At 55.8% G+C, this 16,496-nt stretch carries 11 protein-coding genes; 2 read left to right on the top strand and 9 right to left on the bottom strand.

All coding sequences use genetic code 11. The annotated features are described in order from the left end of the window. Window positions 1-7: 7 nt before the first annotated feature. From xylB to JAO32_RS18195, 8 genes are all read right to left on the bottom strand, one after another. The gene (gene xylB, locus JAO32_RS18230; protein WP_334243047.1) at window positions 8-1,507 is read right to left on the bottom strand and encodes a xylulokinase; all 1,500 of its coding nucleotides are present in this window, start codon (window positions 1,505-1,507) and stop codon (window positions 8-10) included. A gap of 199 nt (window positions 1,508-1,706) precedes the next feature. After that, window positions 1,707-2,954, bottom strand: coding sequence for an ROK family protein (locus tag JAO32_RS18225; protein WP_334243046.1), 1,248 nt, complete (start codon window positions 2,952-2,954; stop codon window positions 1,707-1,709). A 52-nt stretch (window positions 2,955-3,006) separates the two neighbouring features. Then, window positions 3,007-4,155, bottom strand: a complete 1,149-nt coding sequence (locus JAO32_RS18220; RefSeq protein WP_334243043.1) for a Gfo/Idh/MocA family protein — start codon at window positions 4,153-4,155, stop codon at window positions 3,007-3,009. Window positions 4,156-4,173: 18 nt separating this feature from the next. Further along, the gene (locus tag JAO32_RS18215; RefSeq protein WP_334243041.1) at window positions 4,174-5,226 is read right to left on the bottom strand and encodes a sugar phosphate isomerase/epimerase family protein; all 1,053 of its coding nucleotides are present in this window, start codon (window positions 5,224-5,226) and stop codon (window positions 4,174-4,176) included. A gap of 28 nt (window positions 5,227-5,254) precedes the next feature. Further along, window positions 5,255-6,280, bottom strand: a complete 1,026-nt coding sequence (locus JAO32_RS18210; protein WP_334243040.1) for a ThuA domain-containing protein — start codon at window positions 6,278-6,280, stop codon at window positions 5,255-5,257. Window positions 6,281-6,297: 17 nt separating this feature from the next. After that, window positions 6,298-7,884 (bottom strand): acido-empty-quinoprotein group A, encoded by a 1,587-nt coding sequence (locus JAO32_RS18205; RefSeq protein WP_334243038.1) that lies wholly within the window; start codon window positions 7,882-7,884, stop codon window positions 6,298-6,300. A gap of 13 nt (window positions 7,885-7,897) precedes the next feature. Continuing rightward, window positions 7,898-8,746: a c-type cytochrome gene (locus JAO32_RS18200; protein ID WP_334243036.1), complete on the bottom strand. Its 849-nt coding sequence runs from the start codon at window positions 8,744-8,746 to the stop codon at window positions 7,898-7,900. Between the two features lie 254 nt (window positions 8,747-9,000). After that, window positions 9,001-12,294, bottom strand: a complete 3,294-nt coding sequence (locus tag JAO32_RS18195) for a carboxypeptidase-like regulatory domain-containing protein (protein ID WP_334243034.1) — start codon at window positions 12,292-12,294, stop codon at window positions 9,001-9,003. A gap of 477 nt (window positions 12,295-12,771) precedes the next feature. Between JAO32_RS18195 and JAO32_RS18190 the strand changes: the two genes are divergently transcribed. Together JAO32_RS18190 and JAO32_RS18185 are read left to right on the top strand one after the other, a co-directional pair. After that, window positions 12,772-14,508 carry a sodium:solute symporter family protein gene (locus JAO32_RS18190; RefSeq protein WP_334243033.1) on the top strand — a complete coding sequence of 579 codons (1,737 nt, stop codon included), beginning with the start codon at window positions 12,772-12,774 and terminating at the stop codon, window positions 14,506-14,508. A gap of 15 nt (window positions 14,509-14,523) precedes the next feature. Continuing rightward, complete coding sequence (locus JAO32_RS18185; RefSeq protein WP_334243031.1) at window positions 14,524-14,793, top strand: hypothetical protein; 270 nt, start codon at window positions 14,524-14,526, stop codon at window positions 14,791-14,793. Window positions 14,794-15,487: 694 nt separating this feature from the next. On the opposite strand, the gene JAO32_RS18180 is transcribed toward JAO32_RS18185, so the two are convergent. Continuing rightward, window positions 15,488-15,934 carry a low affinity iron permease family protein gene (locus JAO32_RS18180; protein ID WP_334243029.1) on the bottom strand — a complete coding sequence of 149 codons (447 nt, stop codon included), beginning with the start codon at window positions 15,932-15,934 and terminating at the stop codon, window positions 15,488-15,490. Between the last annotated feature and the right edge of the window lie 562 nt (window positions 15,935-16,496).

Genomic DNA, 16,496 nt, shown 5'->3' with positions numbered 1-16,496 from the left:
GAAGTGGTTAATGAGATGATCCGGATTGCAATTCAGGATAGGCCGCAAAGAGGCATGTGTTGTAGCGATATCTTGCGGCACGGTACAGAGAAAGATGGCCTTCGCGGGCTTCTGCGGTTTTGGAGCCATCAACCTTCACCATGCGCTCGCACAGTTCAACGAAAGATGCTGGAACGTTGTCCTGAGCGGATTTGGCGAACATCGCTTGGATAGCAGCGCCGAGGCATCCTGCTTCGTCTTCCAGCGGCACCTGGATCGTGGCACCTGTGGCATCTGCCAGCATTTGTCTCCACTGCTTGGAACGTGCTCCGCCACCAATCACCAGAATCTTCTTTGCAGGCTTGCCATCCAGAATCAGGTCAAGACCGTTGAGGATGCCGAAGGTGACGCCTTCAATTGCGCTGCGAAGCAGGTTCGCAGGCGAGTAGTTGACTGCAGAGATGCCGTACAAGCTGCCCTGTGCGTTCGGAAGGTCAGGTGTACGTTCGCCATTGAGAAAGGGAAGGAAAGTAAGTCCACTGGCGCCGGGTTCTGTATCTGCCAGGATGGGATCAATGTCTTCTACGGTCAGGCCCAGGAGGTGCAACGTTTGTGTCACCACATTGGTCGCGTTCATGGTGCAGACCAACGGAAGCCAACCACCCGATGAAGAGCAGAAGGGGGCAACGCTACCATTCGTGGCAACCAGCGGAGTATCGCGATACGAGTACACAGTGGATGAGGTGCCAAGGCTCAGTGTTACCACGCCTTCGCGCACATTGCCCGTGCCAATGGCGCCCATCATGTTGTCGCCGCCACCGCTTGCTACAACACATCCAGGCGAAATCCCAAGCTCTGCAGCAACCTCAGGACGAACAGTGCCAACGATGGCGTCCGATCCCACGAGCGGCGGCAGTGCCGCACGCAGAAGGCCAGAGTCATCGTCGATCGCATCTAGAATCTCACCGATCCATGTGCGTGTTCGCACGTCGAAGAATGCTGTGCCGGAAGCATCACCGTATTCTGCAACGATGTTTCCGGTTAGCCAGAAATTCAGATACTCATGCGGTAACAGAATGTGACGAATGCGCGCGAAGTTCTGCGGCTCGTTTTCTTTGATCCAGAGCAGCTTGGATACGGTGTATCCCGTGAGCGGAAGGATGCCATAGCGTTCCAAGACAGCTGATGCGCCGCCGAGCTTCTCAATCAATGCGGCATTTTGTGCGGCAGTCTCGGTGTCGTTCCAGAGCTTCGCAGGACGAATGACATTCTTCTGTTCATCAAGAATGACGAGTCCGTGCTGCTGACCCGATACAGAGAGTGCAACGACATCCTTTCCGTTACCGGAAACAGCTTGCTGCACAGAGGCAAGCAGCGCATCCACCCACCAGCGCGGTTCCTGTTCGCGTGCTCCATTGTCGCGTTCGATCAACGCATGCTTTGCATAGCCGCGACCATGTGCTTTGCCGTCAGCATCGATGAGGAGAGCTTTTGTGCCCTGGGTACCGCAGTCAATTCCAAGGTACATTTGCGTGCTTCCTCTCATGCGTCATGCGGTCTGTTCGTGGATTCGCGTGAAGGTAATAACATCCGCGGAAGCCGATTTTGTTTATACCAGAAAATATATGTACCAACATAGGTGATGTCAACGCGCAACGCCGCATTCTGCCGCGAGAGATATTACTCCCCGAGGAGAAGTAATGTCAGCCGTCATTACTCCAATTGGATTAAGCAGGGATGGGCATGGTGCGTTCGTGTGTTGAACGGTGATAACCCGCGTGGCGCTGCATCAGCATGGCTGCGCCTCCGCTCAGGCGGGCAAGTTCCGCATCACCCGCTGCGCGGAGTTGCGGTGGATCTCCGGCAAGCATGGAGGCGGCCATCTCACGCTCGATGATGGGGCCGCAAAGGTCCCATGCAGCCGTAATGTCACCCACAACAAGAATCAACTCAGGCGCGAGCGTTGCAGTCACCATGCGAAGACCACGACCAAGCGCGCGCGCCTGTTCTGTGATGGCTTCTTTGGCGAGTGCGTCGCCATCTTCCATCTGGCGCAGCAGTTCATAGATGTTCTGAACCTTCTTACGGCTACCTGCGTTGTAATAACGAATGGCAGCACGCGACGAAGAGACCATTTCCCAGCATCCGTTTTGTCCGCACTGGCATTGTGGTCCAGCGGGATCAACAGAAACATGGCCAAACTCACCGGCCAGTCCGTTATATCCAGACTGCATGTGGCCACCGGCAAGGATCGCAGCTCCTACGCCTTCTGCCACGGCAACCAGAACAACGTTCTTAACGCCTTCCAGGCGGCCATACCAAAGTTCTGAGATCAGGCAGACATTCGCATCGTTATCGATCTCGACTTGTAGACCCGATTCTTCCTCAAGCGCTGATTTCAGATCGAAGTCGTGCCACTTCATGTTCGGCGCCAGCAATACGCGTTGCGTAACCGGATGCATTCGGCCGGGTACACTCACGCCGACGCCTTCAAATGACTTGGTCGAATGTTCTTCACGCAGGGCACGCATGCGTTTGCCAATTTGTGCAACGGTGCGAGCCAAATCGGAATACGTGGGGATTGTTTCGCGTGAAAGAAAGCGGCCACTCAGATCTACGACAGCAAGAATGGCTCGGTCTGGGCGAAGATCCAGTGCGAACGTGACCATGGCGCTGTTGACAGAAAGCATGGTGGACGGACGTCCACGCGCAGCCTTGATGACTGCGCCTTCCTGCACCCAGTTTTCCTGCACAAGCTGTTCCACGATCTTTGAGACTGTGCTGGGACGTAACCCGGACAGACGCGATAGGTCTGCCCGGGCCAGCGGCTGTTTGAATCGGATTAGTTCCAGGATGATGTCGCGATTAATGTCGCGCGCGATTTCGCTGGAAGCTGGCTGCACCGAGGCAAGGTCGATCCTGCGAATGCCGCGCATGGGACGAGTGCCGTTTTGCCTTGGTGCAGAAGACTTCATGAGTGTATTTCCAACATGCTACGCCATTTGGTGGAGTTTTCCAGCAGCGAGGCTACAGCTTTGTCCACGCTGAGCCGTTTTCCGCGGAAGCAAGTACGGCATCAATGAAGCGCATGCCACGAACGCCATCCTGCACGCCGGGCAAGAGCTCCGATATCGGATTCGGTTCGCGTCCTTCCAGCTTAGCTTCCAATAGCTCGGCCAGATCCTTGTATAGCTGGCCGAACGCTTCCAGATAGCCTTCCGGATGTCCCGATGGAACGCGCGTGCTGTAAACCGCCCACGGCCCCGCTGTCGGGCCACCGCGGGTGATGGTGCGTGGCGCTTCATTCAGCGGCGAGTGGATGAGGTAGTTCGGGTTTTCCTGATGCCATTCAAAGCTGCCAAGTTCGCCATGAATGCGAAGCGTGAGGTCGTTCTCAATGCCTGCGGCGATCTGCGATGCGATCAGGGAAGCCTTGGCTCCGCCCTCAAATCGGATCATGGCCTGAACGTTGTCGTCGAGGCGGCGACCCGGGACAAAGGTCGTCACGTCAGCAGCAATGGATTCTGCCTTGAGGCCAGTGGTGAAAAGGGCGATGTGGTAGGCATGCGTTGCAATGTCACCAAGTGCTCCGCCTTTACCACTCTTGGTGGGGTCTGTGCGCCATTCGGCCTGCTTTGCGCCGGTCTGCTCTACCGGAGTGGAGAGCCAGCCCTGCACATAAGCAACGTTGATCATGCGAATCTTGCCGAGCGCGCCGTCCAGAATCATCTCGCGCATCTGGCGAACCATCGGATAGCCGGAGTACGTATGCGTCAGGCCGAAGGTGAGGCCAGTCTTCTGCACAATCGCGGCCAAGTCCTCGGCTTCGTCTACCGTCATCGTCATGGGCTTGTCGCACATAACTGGAATGCCCGCACTGAGAAATGCTTTGGCAACGGGATAGTGCGTGCTGTTCGGCGTAACAATGGCGACTACGTCGATAGGTTCCGGGTGCTTCGCTTCAGCCTCGGCCATCTCTTGATAGCTTCCGTAGGCGCGTGGAACGTGGATTTCTTTCGCGAAACTCTTTGACTTTTCCGGATCAGAAGAGAGAGCCGCGGCCACCAGCTCAAAGCGGTCGTCCAGGCGTGCGGCCATGCGGTGTACCGCGCCGATGAAGGCTCCCGGGCCACCGCCCACCATGCCCAGGCGAAGACGTCGTTGCAGCTTTGCCATGATTCTTTCGATCTCCTCTTACAGTCCCAGCAGCTTGCGCAGCATGTTGTCGTCAGTTTCAGCACCAGCAAAGTCGTCGAATGCCTTATCGACGGCCTGAATAATGTGCTTTGCGATAAATGGAGCACCTTCGCGCGCGCCCTGCGAGGAGTCCTTGATGCAGCACTCCCACTCCAGCACAGCCCAGCCGTCATAGCCGTACTGCGTTAGTTTGGAGAAGATAGCACCGAAGTCTACCTGGCCATCGCCGAGCGAGCGGAAGCGTCCTGCGCGGTTTGCCCACGATTGGAAGCCGCCATAAACGCCCTGGCGCCCCGACGGGCGGAACTCCGCATCCTTCACATGGAACATGCGGATGCGCTCGTGATACAGGTCGATGTATTCCAGATAATTCAACTGCTGCAGTACAAAGTGGCTCGGATCAAAGAGCAGGTTGCAGCGCGGATGATTTTTGACCGCTTCCAGGAACATCTCGAACGACGCGCCATCATGCAGGTCTTCGCCGGGATGAATCTCGTAACAGAGGTCGATCCCGTTTTCATCGAAGATGTCCAGGATCGGCGTCCAGCGCTTGGCCAGTTCGCCGAATGCTGTTTCCACCAGACCTGCAGGACGCTGCGGCCACGGGTAGAGATACGGCCATGCCAGCGCGCCAGAGAAGGTCGCGTGTGCCTTCAGTCCTAAGTTGGCGGAGGCCTTCGCCGCATACTTGAGTTGCTGCACAGCCCATTCCGTACGTGCCTTCGGATTGTTGTGAACTTCTGCTGGCGCGAAGCTATCAAAAAGGGCATCGTACGCGGGATGTACGGCAACAAGCTGGCCCTGAAGATGCGTTGAAAGCTCGGTAAGCGCCACGCCATGCGATGCAAGCGTGCCAAGCACCTCGTCGCAGTAAGTCTTGCTCTCCGCGGCCTTCTTCAGGTCAAACAGGCGTCCATCCCAGCTTGGGATCTGTACGCCCTTATAGCCGAGTGAAGCGGCCCACTGTGCAATCTCGTTCAGGTTGTTGAAGGGCGCTTCGTCGCCCGCAAACTGCGCCAGAAAGATGGCTGGCCCCTTGATCGTCTTCATGAAATCTCCTGCGGCGTTCCCGACAATATTACCGTTGCGGAGGTACCTGTGTCGGCGTGCCAGGTGCAGCAGCGCCCGGAGCACCCGCCGGACGTGGTCCCATGGGACGTGCAGGCATGGTCATATCCAGCGGATTTGCACCTTTTGCAGCGTTCGGATCCATGGCAGCCAGATCAGCGCGGAAGCTCACTGTGTTCGCTGTGGGGAAGGTCGCCGGCACTGCCTGCGTGACCTTCCCGGTGGCAGCCCACTCCACTCCACGCTGGAAGAGCACAACGGAATCCGTCGAGCTTTGTGCATAGACGTCGTGCCCCCATGCCGTGTGGAAGGTGCGTCCCTTGCCGAAGGTGGACACCATCACCATTGGCTCATTGTCTCCGGTGCCATGATTCGCAGGATCAGAATAGGCAGTGGCCAGCACAGTCATTCCTCCCGGCCCACGCAGATAACCGTAGAGTTCGTCGCCCATATGCATCCACGTCGTTGGAAGGCCGCGCATAATAGGGCTCTTGGTATCGCGAACTGTCACGAGAAACGGTTTGCGCAGACCGTGCATGGCGTTGTGGCCAGTGTCTTCTAGAGGCACCATCTTGTCGTCTTTCCAGACCCAGTGCGGACCGGCATCTTCCTTGCGTCCGCGCCATCCGCCCACGCCAATCATCTGGTTGAAGGCTTTCCAATGCGGAAAGGCATTGTCCGCTGCGTGAATGGTGACCAGGCCACCGCCGTTTTTCATGTATTGCTCGAAGCTGGCTTTGACGTCATCGGGCCAGCGCTCGTCCGGCGCGTCATAGTTCAGCACAATGACGCCATACTTCTTCCAATCCGGATGAAAGCTGCTGAAGTCGGCACCCTTAGGCGGGGCGGTGAGCACTTCCGTATCGAAGATGCCGACCTCGTCCAGTTCCTTTTTCAGAACCGGCGTAATAGCGGCCCAATTATGGTACGGAGCGGCGCTTTCACCATCCACGATGAGAACGCGGATGTGCTGTGCTGCCCATGCCTGTCCAGCGCACAATACGCCAGCCATGATTGCCATTCTGAACTTCTTCATGGAACCGCTCCCTGGAACTATTTCGCTGCTTTCTTAGTGCTTGTACCTTTGGTTGCTGCCGATGGAGTGCCGGGCAGTGTCCATGCATACAGCACGCCACCGCTGCTCATCAGCACCACCTGCTTACCATCCAGCTCATAGGTGATTGGCGTGGAGGAGATGTTGCCTCCGGTGCCGGAATGCCACAACGTCTTGCCCGTGGCTGTATCCAGGCCAAGGAAGTTCCCGTCTGCATCGCCACTGAAGGTGAGGCCACCCTCGGTCGTCAGCACACCAGAACCAGCACGGCGGCCAAGCTCATGCGACCAGCGAATCTTGCCAGTGCGATAGTCAATGGCTTCCAGGACACCTTTGCTCCATACGCCGTAATCCGCGCCTGCCCATCCGTAGGCTCCATCTGCCGGTTTGCTGAAGTACACGCTATAGCTAGGCGATGCACTCACAATGAACAAACCAGTTTTAGGATCGAAGCTTGGAGAACGGAAGTTCGTCATGCCACCTTCATCTGGTGCAATCAGTCGTCCATCTGGAGCTGGTTCCTTCTCCGGATCAGGAATAGGCTCACCGCGTTCGTCAACGCCCTTGGACCAGTTCACAGGACCAAACGGAGCCGTTACCAGCGACTTTCCGTTCGTGCGATCAATCACAAAGAAGTAGCCGTTACGCGATGCCTGCATCAGCACTTTGCGCTTCTGGCCTTTGAAGTCCACATCGGCCAACACCGGAATCTCAACGGCATCCCAGTCATGCGTGTCATGCGGCGAAGGCTGGAATGCCCACTTCAATGTGCCCGTATCGGGATCAAGCGCAACAATGCTGCATGTGTACAGGTTGTCGCCGGGGCGCGGCTTGCCGTTGAGTACCGGCGTAGGATTGCCCGTGCCCCAGTACATCAGGTGCAGATCAGGATCGTATGTGCCCGTCATCCACACATTGCCGCCGGTGGTTTTGCCCTTGGTGCCGACAGGATCGGTTGCAACCCAGTTCCACTGTGTCGCGCCCGTATCTGGATCAAGCGAACGAATGAATCCCTGCAGGTTATCGAAGTCGCCGGAAGCACCCACGATGACGTGGTTGCCGACGATGAGGGGCGACATGGTAGACCACTGTCCCTTGTTCGAATCGGCGACCACAACATCCCACAGCACCTTGCCAGTCTTTGCGTCCAGGGCCATTGCATGCGCATCGCTGGACATGTAATAGAGCTTGTCCTTCAGGATGCTGACGCCGCGCTGGCCAATATGAAAAGCCTTATTCGGCGGTGCAGTGTAGTGCCAGATGGTATGGCCGGTGCGAGCATCAATGGCCCAGATATTGTCTGGCATGGTGAAGTAGAGAATGCCGTCAACAAGAATGGGTGTGGCCTTGATGGGCTGTGTCTGTCCAGTCTGGAAAGTCCACGTCACCGTCATGTTTTGTACGTTGCCAGTGTGGATCTGCGTCAACGCACTATGACGACGACCGCTGTAATCGCCATGGAAGCCTGGCCAGCTATCCTTCGGCGGATTCTTCAGCATGTTGAAATCAACGGACTGTGCGGATGCTCCCAGCGCACACACCGCGACCAGCGATAGGACTCGAACGCTCTTAAACCAATGCTTCACGGGAACCTCTGAGTTACTTCAATGTCTGGATGTAGGCGAGGACGTCGTGCATGTCCTTATCGGTGTACCGGCTCATGATCTCCACATGCTGCTCCGCGGGATTGTTCACCTTGAACGTCACCGCAGACACAGGCCAGGAGTGATACACGCCGAAGCTGTCCTTCATGCCGATATGAAATTCATCCTGATACTCCAGCGGGCCATCGTAGGTCTGACCGCTGGCTGTCTTTACGGATATGGTGGCCTTCGCCTGCCGCGGATACAGCATCTGTTCCAGCAATTGCAGGCCACTGTAGCGCGATGCCACCTTGGCAAGATCGCCGGTCGCTGAGTGGCACTTTACGCAGCCGCCGGTGGTTTCGAAGTACTTCTTGCCCGCTTCGGCATTACCTGTGTGCAAGTCGCTTTCTTCGACGCCCTTGCGATTGCCGGTTTGTGACATTGCCTTGTCCTGCTGCGAGTGAATAAACGCAACAAGGCTCAAAATCTCAGAATCGCCAAGATTGAAGCGCGGCATGCCTTTATCAAGCCGACCATTACGCACCACCTGGCCAATGCCTTCGCCTTCCTTATCACCCGAGACGACTTTCGAGCGCGTCAAATCCGGGCCGCTCTCGCCGCCACTGGCATCCTTGCCGTGGCAGAAAGCGCAGTTCTGCAGGAAGAGCGTTCCACCATTTTCAATCTGCTGTTCGGTGAACTTCGCATGTACCGGCATAGGCCCCTGCGACCCCACAGTGACCTGCGGACGTGCGCCTTGTGGACGCGGTGTATTGGCATTTTGCGCGGTGAGGTTTGGAAGGAAAGCAGATGCCATCGTCAGCAGTGCGGCTGAAACAGCACATTTCGTCAACAGATTCATCACAAGGTTTCCGTTCTTGCGTATCCCGTACAGCAGTGACATCGATAGCCGCAGTGTTGCCGACAATCGCAGATGGAAAAGGAAGCAGAAAAGATTTATTTCTCGTCTGGAATATAGGTTTGCGTTGTTGCGTATGTCAAGCGAATCATTGTCAAAATAGCCTGTAAATAAAAGCCATAATGCGCACCCGCTTTATTGGCGGAGAAGAAAGAAAAGGCCCCGGAACATCCGGGGCCTTCTGGAGGCACAGCTGGTTAGAAGTTGATACGCAGAACAAATTCCATCGTGCGAGGATCGGCGGCTGAGGTGATCTGTCCGAAGGAGTTTTGATACGTGCCAGACGAACTGTAGTTCGGCTGATACGTTCCGTTGGACTGAACCGAACCAAGCGTTCCACCCACTACGAACGGTGAAAGATGGTTCGGAGCATTGAACATCTCAGCACGGAATTCTGCGCTGATCGATTCGTGAATGGGGATGTTCTTCTGCAGGGCTGCATCCCAGTTATTGAACAGCGGTCCCAGGATTCCGTCGTAATGCAGATTCCCATACGTGCCGGCGGCAGGCTGAACAAAAGCTGCGTAGTTCAGATATTGCTTGCCGTTGTGCAGATAAGGATTGACACCGGGGACGAGATTCGGACGTTGTGCAACGCTGGAAGTGGTGACCAGATTGCCTGCAACCGATTGGCTGGACGGTTGAATCACGTTGATGGGTAGTCCGTTGGCGATGCGGGTGATACCTGACAGTTGCCACCCACCAAGAGCCACCTTGTACCAGGTGTGCTCGTGTTGCCAGAACGGAAGCGGATAGACATAGCTGGCCACAAAGATCTTCGGCTGGTTGAAGGAGCACGGTCCGTAATCTCCATACAGATTAGTGCTGTCCTGGGGTGAATAGTTGTAGCCCGAGCCGTGTGTAAGGCACTGAGACCAAGTGTATGCAAGACCGATCAGGCCACCCTTATTGAAGCGAGTCTGCCAGCGAGCTTGAAGAGAGTTGTAGTTGGAATGCGCGCCATTCGTGTATTGATAAATTTCGCTGTATCCCAAGTAGGGACGGCATGAATTTCGTTGTGACGCACACTGCGGATTCGCTTGTTCCGTGCCCGCTGCGCCTTGGTTCAGATCCTTCACCCAGGTAAGGTTGGTGGAACGCGAACCCACATAGTTCATTTCGATCGAAGTGTTGTTAAACAGCTTGTGTTGTACGCCAAGGCTGTAGTTGTGGATACGCGGCGGATTCAGGTTGCGGGCACCCGAGTTACCGATTTGTTGTGGCGATGCATTCGCACCGATCGAGCCCAGTGAGTCTGCATTGCCAGCGCCGAGTCCAGCCACAGCAACGAACGGGACCTGCGAAGCTGCCCCGTAGATGTAGTTACCTTCCACACGCTCATAGGACATGCCGTATCCACCGCGGATAACTGTGTCCTGCTTCCCGGTCAGATCGTAGGCAAAGCCAGCGCGAGGAGCAAACGTGTTGTAAACCGTGCTGATGATTCCGCCGGGGAGACCATGAAACAGCGCTGTTACCTGCGGATTGTTATAGACGCTGGGAGCAACAACTTGTTTTGCCTTATCTGAGAAGCCCGTTCCAGGCAGAATCAAGCCGTTGTAGGGCGACGGGTTCGAGGTAATGAAGCCTGTGGTTCCACTGACTGTTGCGGCCTTGGTCGGGTCGTAGAAGTTTGGATCAAAGAAGGCTGTATTGTTGGGCCAGCTGCTGATCGGAGGCATATATTGCCACCGCAGACCCATGTTCAGCGTTAGGCGGCGACTAACAGTCCAGTCATCCTGAAAGTAGGTTTCAAACTGGGTAAATCGTGCCTGAATCTGCGGAATGCTGCTTCCTTCGGAGTAGGAATTAAAATTCCCCGCCACGAGCGAAGCGAGACTTCCAAAGTTAAAGGCGCCGTTTAGCTGAGGTGGTGCCGTCTGATTCTTACGAGCACGCCAGAAATATGCACCCGTCTTCATCGAGTGATTTCCTACCACGATCGAAAGGTCGTCCTTCAACGCATAAATGCGCTGATAGTTGTCAAACTGGCGAGGTGTGGTGCCGGGATTGCCATACCCAGTGATGGATGTTTGAGGCATGTAGGCTGATGCGTTATAAAGCGTCGCATATGTCATTCCATAATTGGAGCGAAGCACGCCCTTCCCTAATTGCGGATTGGGGCGAATGTTAACGCCTTCGTTGATTACGTTGCCGGAGAAAGAACCCACAGCCGTATTTACTGCCTTCGAACTGAGCGTATGAATCCAGCGCACATTGGACGTCAGCCCCGGAATTAGGCGATCGTAGATAACGAAGTTTGTAGGATTACCGATGACCTTTACATTGTCATGAACATAGGAACCGCTGAACTGGTTCTTCTCATTCATGTGGTAATCAATCTTGATCAGCCATTCTGATTGATCGTTGTTGCCAAGGCTCAAGTAACGGAAGTTGCCACTCGGATCCTGCAGCACACTTGCTGCAATGGCACGTCCCGTCGCAGTACTCGGGCCGGTTGCGATTGCAGCTGCGATCGCAGCAGGCGTGGGGACCGTTGCGTTCTGCACGGTCGAGGTGCGCAACCGCTTGTACTCTTGTCCGGCAAAGAAGAACAGCTTTTCCTTATTGGCGTTGAAGTGGCCCGGAATATAAATGGGTCCACCAAGGGTCCACCCGAAATCGTTGTAACGAAGCGGTGCTTTTACGGGTGCGACGCTGTACGAACTCAGAGCACGGAAGGGGTAGGCCTGAATGGCATCGTTACGGATGTACTCATAGGCGTTGCCGTGGAAGCTTTGACCACCACTCTTAATCGCGACGGACACGGTCGCACCGGAGGTGCCACCATAACTTGCGTCATATGCGGAGGCCACATTGCGGAACTGCTGTAGGGAGTCGGGCGAGATGTTAACGAAGTTGTTGCCGCCGCCGCCGTTGTCCTTGTTGTCTACGCCGTCGATGAAGAAGTTCATCGAGTCAGTACGGATACCGTTAACGGATTGCGAGTTGCCGTTGACGCCATACGTACCGGAGATCGCAAAACCACTGGCCACCGTCTGCGAAACGCCAGGTTGCAGAGTGATCAGCTGGATGTAATTACGGCCGTTGAGCTGAATCTGTGTGGCTTCCGTGCTGGTGACGACACCACCGATTTCCGCCGTGGTCGTCTGGATCATTACGCTCTCGGCTTTCACTTCAACCGATTCGCCCACAGCGCCGACCTGAAGCTGTACTGGCACAGCAGGCTTCGCGCCTACATCGAGGGCGACGCCCGTGACCACGGACTTCTTGAAGCCATCCATCGTGGTGGAAATGGTGTACGTGCCTACGGGAAGGTTTAGGGCGTTATACAAACCGTCCCCATTCGTCTTCACAGTGACAGAGATTTTTGTCGCTTCGTTTGTGACCGTTACGGACGCACCAGGAACGGACGCGCCGGTTGCATCTGTCACGGTTCCTGAGATGGATTGGCTGTCGGTTACCTGGCCCCTTGCTACGCCTACTGAAACGCAGGCGAGAACAATCGGGATGATGATTCCACGCTTCATGTGACCCCCTCTAAATCTTTCCGCGTACTGCATGCGCACCGCGAAAAGTGAAACCAGCGTGCAAATGAGATCTCCAGCCTTCTGGAGCGAGACAAACACTGGTTTTGTACGCGGCGCAAACTATATAGGAACCACAAATGCGACTGTCAAGACGAAAATGCGCATTATTTTGTTTCGTCGGTGGGAAAATCGGGTGGAATGGCAGCAAATCGGACGGATTGGCCAAGGAGAAGGCTGGCTTCATGCACGGCCAAGAGAGCTCCGGGGAGCGAAGAATAGCGCCGTGGTGGGACCTCTCAAAGTATTTTTTGCAGCGAAGCGAATTATTGATAGAGGTGGTTTTTATGGAGTGATTGCAGCACTATGCAATGGAAAATCTGAGAGGCGAGCGGGCGAAGCTAGAGGAGGTGGGACGTTCGTCTCTGGCGCAGAGACTCATTTATGGGGCACACTGTCTGTCTCAAGGAGAAACAGGGAATGCCCTTCGCTCACCCTGTGATTGCAACGCTGCTTGCGTCACAGCTTACGAATCTTTCCGGGATCGATATTGTGATCCTCGCGCTGTACTTCGTCATGGTGCTGTTTATCGGCTTCTATGTGAAGGGCGGCACCAATACGAGCGAAGAGTTCTTCCTCGCCGGCCGTGAGATGACCGCCTGGATTGCTGGTTTAAGTTTTGTTTCGGCAAATCTGGGGTCGCTGGAGTTGATGGGGTGGGCGGGGTCTGCCTACCAGTACGGCATCCTGGCGACACACTGGTACTGGATCGGCGCCATCCCTGCCATGCTGTTCCTGGGCATCGTGATGATGCCGTTCTACTACATCTCCAAGACACACTCGGTGCCGGGGTACCTGCAGTTGCGGTTTGGTGAGGGCGCGCGTGGACTTGCGGCTATCAGCTTCGGGTTCATGACCATCCTGATGAGTGGCGTGAACATGTATGCCATGGCTGTGGTCATGCAGACAGTGCTGGGATGGAACATCACCTTCTCCATCTGGATTGGCGCGATCACCGTAGCGATCTACGTGATGTTGGGTGGTTTGCGCTCGGCCATCATCAACGAGGTGCTGCAGTTCGTCCTCATTTGGGCGGGTGCTGCGTTGATCCCGATCCTTGGCCTGATTGAGGCAGGTGGCTGGACCAACCTGAAGGCACAGATTGCCCACAATGTGGGGAGCAATGACTACACGCATCTGTGGTCTACCCTGGGTACCTTCAAGGGCAACCCGATGGGCATTCACTGGACGGGTATCGTGTTCGGACTTGGCGCTATTGTGTCCTTTGGCTACTGGACTACGGACTTCCTTGTGGTGCAGCGTGTGTTGAGCGCCAAGGATCTGCGTGCCGCCAAGATGGCTCCGGTGATTGGTGCTGCGTTCAAGATGGCGGTGCCGCTGATCGTCATCGTTCCGGGATTGCTGGCGCTGGCGGTACTCAAGAACCCGGATGGGTCGTTGATGCACCTTGTGCCGGGGGATGTGGCTCGCGCTACAGGGCAGCATGCGTATGACGAGGTGCTGCCGCTGATGCTGATCCGCTATTGCGGGCCCGGATTGCTGGGGCTTGGTATTACGGCTCTGGTTGCCGGGTTCATGAGTGGTATGGCTGGCAATGTGTCGGCGTTCTCGACTGTGTGGACGTATGACATCTACGGTGCGTACATCAAGAAGGATGCGCCGGATAAGCACTATGTGTCGATGGGGCGCTGGTCGACTGTGATCGGCATGCTGGTGTCGATTGGCACTGCTTACCTTGTGGCTCGTGCGGGATCCATCATGGATTACGTGCAGGCGCTATTCTCCTTCTTCATCTCGCCTCTGTTCGGCACGGTGATTCTGGGCATGCTGTGGAAGCGGGCAACGAAGCAGGGCGGATTCTGGGGTCTGCTGGCGGGAACCGTTAGTTCCATCGCGATGTTCACGTATGTGGAACTTGGCGGAAAGGCAGCGTTGGCGCATATTGCGCTGTCGCCTGATGCGCAACCGATGGCGGAGAACATGTATCGCGCACTGTGGAGCTGGATGATCTGCGTGATCGTAACCGTTGTGGTCAGCCTGATGACCAAGCCGAAGCCGGATTCCGAGTTGGATGGTCTAGTTTATGGTGCGACGGTGATTCCGCATGATGGTGCGCGCACACTCTTCCAGAAGCCGATCTTCTGGGCGGGCGTTGTGTCGGTTGTATTTATTGGCCTGAACATTCTCTTCTGGTAAAGGAGCGGAGAAACGATGGAAAACAAGACTGCTGATATTCATCACGTACACGCTTCAATCGAAGACAGAGATGTGAAGCACAAAGAGCCGTTGTCGCTTTGGTTTTTTGTCGGAGTGCTTTGCCTGGGGTACGGGTTGGTGCTGACGCCGGTGGGAATCTATGAGTTCTCGCATCCGCCGAGCGTGGTTCTGGCAAACCTACATGCGGCGTTCTGGTGGGGGCTACTGATGACGATCTTCGGAGCGTTTTATACGATCCGGTTTCGGCCGGGTAGTGGACGGTAGGGTGGGGGTACCCCCCTCCCTCCTGTTTTTCTAAAATCGTCTTTCCAAAGCGTTTAGATTTCGGGGTACCCCTAAAATCGTCATCCTGTTGGGGTTAGAGGCAAAATCGTCTTTCTAAACGAGTTAGGGCCGCGCGATGCGCGGCCCTTTGCTCTCTTGTTCTATTTTAGTGGTTTCCGAGAAATACCATGCCAACTCTATTTCTTTGGTTTGTTGGAGATGGATGATTCAGGGGCTTGACAGCACTTCGTGCGTTCTCGACGTCTTCGGCGTGAGGGCCAGCCATGGGCGTGAGTGTGGGCGCGGGGCGGAGTCTGCCCTCCTGCCGCAGGCATCGGCCGCGCCATTTATGGTTTGGGGTTTATACGGCAGGGCTGAAGCCCTGCCCCTCCGAAGGAAGTCGTACTCCTGTGCGAATGGAGCGGCTTTGTCGCTCGGCGCTAAGAATTTGCACTTTTGTGCGATGGGCTGTTCTGCCGCTCGACTCTACATTTCATAAGCAAGACGTGGGAATCCCGGCTTCGCTTTTGCGAAGCTGGTTTGAATTTTGTGGTTGGAAAGGTTTGACCGTGTCGTTTCTGTTGAACGCGTAGGGGATTCTTCGCTTCGCTCAGAATGACAGTCTCGGCTGTAAATGACAGTCTCAGCTCCAAGTGACGGTCTGGGTCGTCGAAGAGCAGCGTTAGGCTGCCAGCTAGTTTCGAGGAGCGGCGGTGGCTTTGGAGGCGGCTCGTTTGGCGCGGCGGTCTTCGCAGGCGTTGCGGACGGCTTCGTAGCGCGCTTGGAGTTCGTCGAGTTCGAGGTCGCTGAGGTTCTCGATGTCAATCATCTGGTTTTCTGCGTTGTCGCCGGAGCGGATGAGTTCGTTGAGTTTGAGGTTGATGGCGCGGGCGTCGCGGTTTTGCGTGTTCTGGATGAGGAAGACCATCAGGAAGGTGATGATGGTGGTGCCGGTGTTGATGATGAGTTGCCAGTCGGCTGAGTAGTGGAACATGGGCCCTGTGGCGGCCCAGACAACGATGACCGCTACCGCTGCACCAAATGCCCATTTGGAGCCGAGCCAGCCGGAAGAGGAGGCGGCGAAGCGGCCAAACCAGTCGTTGGTGGTGCGGGTTTCTACTTCGATGGGCTTATGTGACACGGCGAACACTCCTGATCGTTTTGTGAAAACGATGCAGATGGTTTGTTTCCTGTGGTGTGGGAAGGGTTGGTTCGCGGGTTTTCTGGGTGTGTTGTAGTCAGTGGAGAGGAATGCAGGTCCTTCAGCTACGCTTCGCTTCGTTCAGGATGACGAACTTCGTTCGTATGAGCTTCGCTTTGCGAAGCTGGTTTGGGTTTGTGGCTGGAATGAGGGCACGGCTTCGGCAGCCTGAAGTGCGCAGGGATTCTTCGCTGCGCTCAGAATGACGGTCTTTGACTGTATGAGTTTTGGTGGGTGAGGTCTTTGACCGTTGGAGCTTTGCTGGTCGCGCTTTGCGCGATAGCCCAGGTTAGCTTCGCGAAGCTGGGGCATCCGGTTTGTTGTCCCGATGTTCTTTCCCGATGATTGTTTTGGGATTTGGGGCTACACTGCGGGCATGTGGCGTGGGGCTGATCGACGGGGTGTTTGGCTTTCGGCGGGAACGCATGCGCTGGTGATTGCCGCGGTGGTGCTGGTGGCTGTGAAGGCTCCGCAGGCGGTGCGGGTGAAGCTGCCGGGGTCG

The organism is Terriglobus sp. ADX1, assembly GCF_036877645.1.
Classification (GTDB): Bacteria; Acidobacteriota; Terriglobia; order Terriglobales; family Acidobacteriaceae; genus Terriglobus.
The sequence above is the reverse complement of the archived record's forward strand: the minus strand, read 5'-3'. Positions and strand labels throughout refer to the sequence as shown.